Origin of the sequence: Streptomyces sp. NPDC094147, assembly GCF_044764265.1 — a bacterium.
In the GTDB taxonomy this organism is placed as follows: Bacteria; Actinomycetota; Actinomycetes; order Streptomycetales; family Streptomycetaceae; genus Streptomyces.
In genome coordinates this window covers 1-5,731 of the sequence record NZ_JBIWHT010000071.1, presented here as the reverse complement: position 1 = coordinate 5,731, position 5,731 = coordinate 1, and the positions used below count along the sequence as shown (strand labels likewise).

Here is a 5,731-nt window from a genome sequence, read left to right as displayed (position 1 = left end):
ATCACCACACCAACGACGGGGGCTTCGCCATGTCACATACCCCCTCGCCGACCTGCACCTTCACCCATAGGAGAGGGGATGAAAGAGGTTCACTGGCCCTCCGGTCGATCAACCCCCCGGCCCGCTCGTCACGGCCTTCGCCGACTTGTGGCACAGGCTGTCGCCCGGGCGTTCGGCTGGGTGGCATCAAGCATTTCGTTCCGAGGTCCGGGCCTGGTGGTGGACCTACTACCGCGAGGCTGTTGGAACGATCACCGGGCATCTGCCGCAAATGGAGGAATACCGCTCACACCGCAGAGACGGGGTGGCGCTGTACATGTTCATGGACATCAGCGAGATCGCCTCCGGATGTGATCTGGCGCCCCGCGTTCGGCACCTGCCCGCCCTGCGCAACCTGCGCGACGCCGCCGAGGAACACATGGGGCTCTACAACGACATCCACTCCCTTCCCAGCGACGAAGCCGTCGGATACCCCTACAACGCGGTGCTTCTCCTTGAGCACCACCACCAATACACCCGTCAGCAAGCCCTGCAGAGGGTGACCGACATGCTCACCGCCTGCATCCACCGCATGCTCTCAGCCAAGCAGCAACTCCCCGCCGAACTGGCCGCCTCCCAGGTCACCGGACAACCCCACGGTGACGCACTGCGCACTGCCGCCGACTACACCCGCTACGTCCGGGCCAACTTCGACTATCACCATCAGCCCCCCGCTACACAAGTCCACCCGAGCAAGCCCTAGAGAACACAGAAGGGCTGCTCCTCCCCCATCAGTAGTCACTAGCGCGGCCCGCGTTTAGGTCAGCCAGCTACCGCGTAACCGCCTACACAGCGCGGAACTCGCCGAGAGCACTCGGGGCCGGCGCCAGGCTGGTCCTTCACGGATGCGCGGTCATCGTCAGGCACGCCGGCCCCCGCCCCGTGGCGTCGGGAGGCCTCCGTGCGTGAGTTCGTCCAGCGGACCAGTAAGGAACTGTGCCGCCCGGGTGGCATATCGGGCGGCACAGCGCGGTGGACACCCGCGGCCCAGCCCACACCGCGGGCGCACCACCGGCCTACCACGCCACCACCCCCCTGACCCGGTTGCGCAGATCCATCCGGGACCGCCGAACCTCGGTCGGGATGGGCTGGGCGTCGGCCATGAGGGGGGCCGTGTCCGGGGCAGGTGGCTGACCAGCATGGTCAGTGCCGGCTCTCCCGTCCCGGACACTTCGACAACCGGCCGTTTATGAGAAACACCGCCCGAGACGGTCATCATGCACAGCGAAGGCGGAAGTCCCCGATCGCGCGGATCGGGGACTTCGCCAAGGGCCGCCGGAGGGATCCTGTTGCGGCCCCGGGGTGCCGGTGCCGTTTACGCGGCGTAGGTGAGTTCGGCGCGGCCGAACAACGGCGCGTGGCCGGTGGGGAGCTGGTGGAGGATGCGGGTGATGAGGTCAGGGCCGGCGTGGGCGGCGACGGCCGCGAAGACGGAGCCGGTGTCCCAGCGGGTGGTGGCCAGGGAGACGCCGGAGCGGGCGGCGAGGTCCTTGACGAAGGCCCAGCCGGTCAGCGGCTGGGTGTCGGGGATCTGTGCGGTCAGGACGCGTGCAGCTTCCAGGGGCAGGCAGGCGGCAAGGTCGACGCGTTCGTCGCCGGTCAGCTGGCGTCCCAGCCCCGCGAGAACCAGGCGGACGGCTTCCTCGGCTCTCTCGCGGGTGGGGTAGGCGCCTTCGTAGCGAACCTTCTCCAGCATCTGCTCGTACGCCGTCGAGTACGGCTGCTGGTGCTCAGCCGGTACGCGCACGTCGGTGATCACTGCAGTGCATGCCTTTCGTAGAGCGGTGCGGGTGTGTGGCACCGAGGTAGGGGTCAGGTGGGCTGGGGGCGGCCGAAGAGGAGGTCGTAGCCGGCGGGGAGCTGGAGCAGGATCTGCCCCAGCAGGTCCTCGCCAGCCGTGTCGGCGACCGTGGACAGCACGGCGCTGACGTCCCAGGTCGCGGTCTGCTCGGTGGCGCCCTCGATCCAGGCCGCGGTCGCCCGCACGAACCGCTCCGGGGGCAGCGGTTCGGCGCTCTGCAGCGGGTTGAGCAGGATCAGGGCGAATTCCTCCGGCAGACGTGCCGCGAGCTGGGCGCGATCCTCGCCGACCAGATGCGCGCCGAGCAGGGCGAGCACCACACGGGCCGCGCGCTCGGCTTCCTCCACAGTGCCGTACTCGCCGCGCTCCTTCACGTGGTCGAGGATCGCTTCGCGTCGCAGAGTCATCCCGCCGCCACCTCTTCTTGTTCTTCGGCCTGCCCACGGGGTGCGGAGGACAGGGTGAGGGGGAGATCAGGTGCCCGTCCTCCGCACCTGTCCGGCCGGTGTCAGCCGGAGATCTCCTTGTGGCCGGTCCCGACGCCGATGGAGATCTTGCGGGGCTTGGCACGCTCGGCGATCGGGATGCGCAGGGTCAGCACGCCCGCGTCGTAGTCGGCCTTGATGTGCTCGGTGTCGAGGGTGTCGGCGAGCACGATCTGGCGGGAGAAGACGCCCAGCGGCCGCTCGGACAGCTCCATCTGCACGTCGTCGGCCTTCGCCACCGGCCGGCGCTCCGCCTTGACCGTCAGCATGTTCCGCTCGACGTCGATGTCGATCGCGTCCGCGCTGACGCCGGGAAGGTCGAAGGCCACCACGTACTCGTCACCCTCGCGGTAGGCGTCCATCGGCATCGCCGACGGCTTCGACCAGGTGCCCTGGCCCATCAGCTGCTGCGCCAGCCGGTCCAGCTCACGGAAGGGGTCAGTGCGCATCAACATCGTGAAAACACCTCCAGCAGGTTCAGGCAGTTACTGCCAATGCGCCTCACTGACACCGTTGTAACATGTCATCCAATGGATGACAAGCACGATGTCGTCTACATGATGACAACCCGAGGGAGGTGCCCGTGACCGCACCCGACCAGCCGGTCTCCACCGACGCCGACGCCCACAGCCCGGCGTCGTTCCTCGCCGCCGCGGCGGCCCTGAAAGTCATAGACGACGCCCTGCGCGACGCCCAGCACGAGACCCCCGACACCCTCGGCGTCGGGCCGGCCCCGGAGCAGGCCCTCGCCTCGCTGATGCTGCTGCGGCAGGTACGTGAGCGGCTCGCCGGATGGGAGACCGGCCTGATCGAAACGGCCCGGGACGCAGGCGCCAGCTGGGCCGACCTCGCCTCTCCCCTGGGTGTCGCCAGCCGCCAGGCCGCCGAGCGCCGCTACCTGCGCGGTCGCCCCGGCCCGGCCGGGACCACCGGCGAACAGCGCGTGACGGCCACCCGTCAGGCTCGGGCCGCCGACCGCGACACCGCCACCTGGGCCCGCCGCAATGCGGCCGACCTCCGCCGCCTCGCCGGCCAGATCACCGCCCTCACCGACCTTCCCCCCGCCGCCCGCCGCCCGCTCAATGAGCTCCACGCGGCCCTCGCCCACAACGACCCCGCCGACCTCATCGTCCCCCTGACCGCCACCCGCCCCCACCTGGCCGCCGCCCACCCCGACCTCGCCGCCCGGCTCGACACCCTCACTCCCCCCTGACCCCGCCCGGTGCCCCGCAACAGCCCAGTCAGCCTCCGCCCCCGGGCGAACCCCCCGATTGCCCTCGAAGTCCGGCAGCAGATCGTCCTCCGGGTTACGCCACCGGTTCGCCCCCGGCGCCCAGATCTCCCGCCGCCGCAGCGCATCCCGTCGGCTGACCAGCACACACAGCTCGTAGAGGATGGCCAGCTTCCTCGTCCGCGCCTCGTGGGTTCGCGCCGGGGCATCACTCATGCAGGTGTGTTTGCGGCAGAACTACACGCATCAACCCTGAAGAAAATCTATCGCGGCCACAGTAGACATTGGCTCATCGCAGGGTTATTTTTTCCGTGTACCCAGGAAGTCGAGATGGGCACGGCAGAGATGAACTGCCGCGCATGCAGGTCAAGCAGGACGCCCCACGGGGGCTGCGAGCAGTACCCGCGTTATCCAGCAGTACGACCGTGTAGCCGAAGTAAAGGAGCAGACGCCATCAGGATCACCCGGGCGAGGAAGAAGTCCGCCCGGGTACCGCAGGCCCCGGATTGGAAGGTGGTCCCCGGTCACGCATCCGCGATCCCCGCAGCCCCGCCCTCCCAGGCGGAACCTGCGGACAAAGAAGGCCGGCGCAGTTCGCCGGTAGATGGTGTTGAAAGCTCGGGGCCCGGGTGCCGTACGGCACCCGGGCCCCCCGACGTGTCCCCTGAAAGAAGAGGTCTATGCCCCCTGCCAGTTCCCGTCCCGTCAACAATCTCGACGATGACGACTACCCCGCCTACACCATGGGCCGGGCCGCCGAGATGCTCGGGACCACCCCCGCCTTCCTCCGCGCCCTCGGCGAACACCTCCTGATCACTCCGCTGCGCTCCGAAGGCGGCCACCGCCGCTACTCCCGCTACCAGCTGCGCATCGCCGCCCGCGCCCGCGAACTCGTCGACCAGGGCACCCCCATCGAAGCCGCCTGCCGCATCGTCATCCTCGAAGACCAGCTCGAAGAAGCCCGGCGCATCAACGAGCACCTGCGCACACAAGGCCGCGAGTCGCAGTCGAAGAACTCAGCCTGAATCAGCACGCCGATCCTGGCAACACCGGCCAGCGGACGATGCCGCCGTCACCGGCCGCGCCGCCGTAAGCACCCTCGATCAATCGTCCATGGACTTCATACGGCCCGGAGTACGGGTCACCCACCAGAAGAACCGCCGCGACCAGTTGAGCGGCGAGCAGCTCGCCCAACTCGCCGAACTCGGGATGCACTGGACATAACTGGGCATGGCGACCACGATGACGGGCGGTCAGTCCCGGGGCAGGCCGACGCCCCGGGACCCTTGCACGTCCCAGGACCAGCCGGACGGAAACCGCCGCCCGGCCCGCGCGGCATCACGGCATCACCCGGCGGGGTGACCTCCCGCCCCGGCCCGCGTGGCAGTCCAGGAGCAGCTACTCGGCCGAGCCGGTGACACCCCCGCCCGGCTCCTCCGGGCGCCAGAACTGTTGTGCCGTCTGCTCGTTGGACTGGCCGCCTCCCCCAGTAGGTGCACAGACTGAGGGGCCCGCTGCCTACAGCGACAGCGGGCCCCTCAGTCGTTCTCCGGCCCCTCCAGGGCCCCAGGGCCCGCCACCGCGCGCGAGCCCCCCGGCCGAGCGCACGACTACTGGTGTCTCAACGAACCTTGGCCAGTCTCATCGAAGTTTGACCACAGGTGGACGCCCTCGCGCCGTGAGGACGAGAGGGCACACGATCAGTTGATCTTGAGGAGCTCCACATCGAATACCAGTGTGGAGTCGGGCGGAATGAGTCCGGGGACGCCGCGGGGGCCGTAGCCGTAGTCAGACGTGATGGTGAGCTCCGCGCGCTCGCCTAGCGACATCTGGAGGACGCCTTCGTCCCAGCCCTTGATCACCGGCCGGTGCCGATGGCGCAGACGAACGGCTCGTTCCTGTCGCGGGATGAGTCGAACTTCTCGCCCGACTTCAACGTGCCGGTGAAGTGCATGGTGATGCTGTCCCCCGCCCGGGGGAAGTTCTTGCCATCCCCGGCCCTAATGACTTCGAGTTCAACCCCCATGCGACATGCCTTCCTCTGTGACTGTCAGTAGCCCATAACGCAACAGTCCCGCCCACCTACTGAGGTTTTCGGGTTGGTGTCGGGGGTGACGGTGGGTGATCCCTGCGGTATGCCGTTGATATGCGGTATGCGCAGGGTGGGGGTCTGAC

At 68.7% G+C, this 5,731-nt stretch carries 5 protein-coding genes and 2 pseudogenes; 3 read left to right on the top strand and 4 right to left on the bottom strand.

Annotated features, from left to right (window positions below; genetic code table 11):
- Positions 1 to 109: 109 nt before the first annotated feature.
- A pseudogene (locus ACIQ8J_RS35650) lies at positions 110 to 742 on the top strand (terpene synthase family protein); the annotation flags it as partial.
- Positions 743 to 1,354: 612 nt separating this feature from the next.
- Here the strand turns inward: ACIQ8J_RS35650 and ACIQ8J_RS35645 are convergent.
- The 3 genes from ACIQ8J_RS35645 to ACIQ8J_RS35635 all read right to left on the bottom strand — a co-directional run bounded on the left by ACIQ8J_RS35645 (position 1,355) and on the right by ACIQ8J_RS35635 (position 2,780).
- Positions 1,355 to 1,798 carry a DUF2267 domain-containing protein gene (locus ACIQ8J_RS35645; RefSeq protein ID WP_403278280.1) on the bottom strand — a complete coding sequence of 148 codons (444 nt, stop codon included), beginning with the start codon at positions 1,796 to 1,798 and terminating at the stop codon, positions 1,355 to 1,357.
- A gap of 53 nt (positions 1,799 to 1,851) precedes the next feature.
- Positions 1,852 to 2,247, bottom strand: coding sequence for a DUF2267 domain-containing protein (locus ACIQ8J_RS35640; RefSeq protein ID WP_403278279.1), 396 nt, complete (start codon positions 2,245 to 2,247; stop codon positions 1,852 to 1,854).
- Positions 2,248 to 2,348: 101 nt separating this feature from the next.
- Positions 2,349 to 2,780, bottom strand: a complete 432-nt coding sequence (locus ACIQ8J_RS35635; RefSeq protein WP_403278277.1) for an Hsp20/alpha crystallin family protein — start codon at positions 2,778 to 2,780, stop codon at positions 2,349 to 2,351.
- A gap of 128 nt (positions 2,781 to 2,908) precedes the next feature.
- On the opposite strand from ACIQ8J_RS35635, the gene ACIQ8J_RS35630 reads away from it, so the two are divergent.
- A complete protein-coding gene (locus tag ACIQ8J_RS35630; RefSeq protein ID WP_403278276.1) occupies positions 2,909 to 3,538 on the top strand; it encodes a type III effector protein in 630 nt (209 codons plus the stop codon).
- Positions 3,539 to 4,236: 698 nt separating this feature from the next.
- Positions 4,237 to 4,581 carry a helix-turn-helix domain-containing protein gene (locus tag ACIQ8J_RS35625; RefSeq protein ID WP_403278274.1) on the top strand — a complete coding sequence of 115 codons (345 nt, stop codon included), beginning with the start codon at positions 4,237 to 4,239 and terminating at the stop codon, positions 4,579 to 4,581.
- Positions 4,582 to 5,256: 675 nt separating this feature from the next.
- Here ACIQ8J_RS35625 and ACIQ8J_RS35620 read toward each other — a convergent pair.
- Positions 5,257 to 5,510 (bottom strand): annotated as a pseudogene (locus tag ACIQ8J_RS35620) (FKBP-type peptidyl-prolyl cis-trans isomerase).
- Positions 5,511 to 5,731: the final 221 nt, after the last annotated feature.

Bases quoted from the DNA above. Each gene is read 5' to 3' on its own strand.
- ACIQ8J_RS35635 (WP_403278277.1), bottom strand. From the start codon at position 2,780: ATGTTGATGCGCACTGACCCCTTCCGTGAGCTGGACCGGCTGGCGCAG.
- ACIQ8J_RS35640 (WP_403278279.1), bottom strand. From the start codon at position 2,247: ATGACTCTGCGACGCGAAGCGATCCTCGACCACGTGAAGGAGCGCGGC.
- ACIQ8J_RS35625 (WP_403278274.1), top strand. From the start codon at position 4,237: ATGCCCCCTGCCAGTTCCCGTCCCGTCAACAATCTCGACGATGACGAC.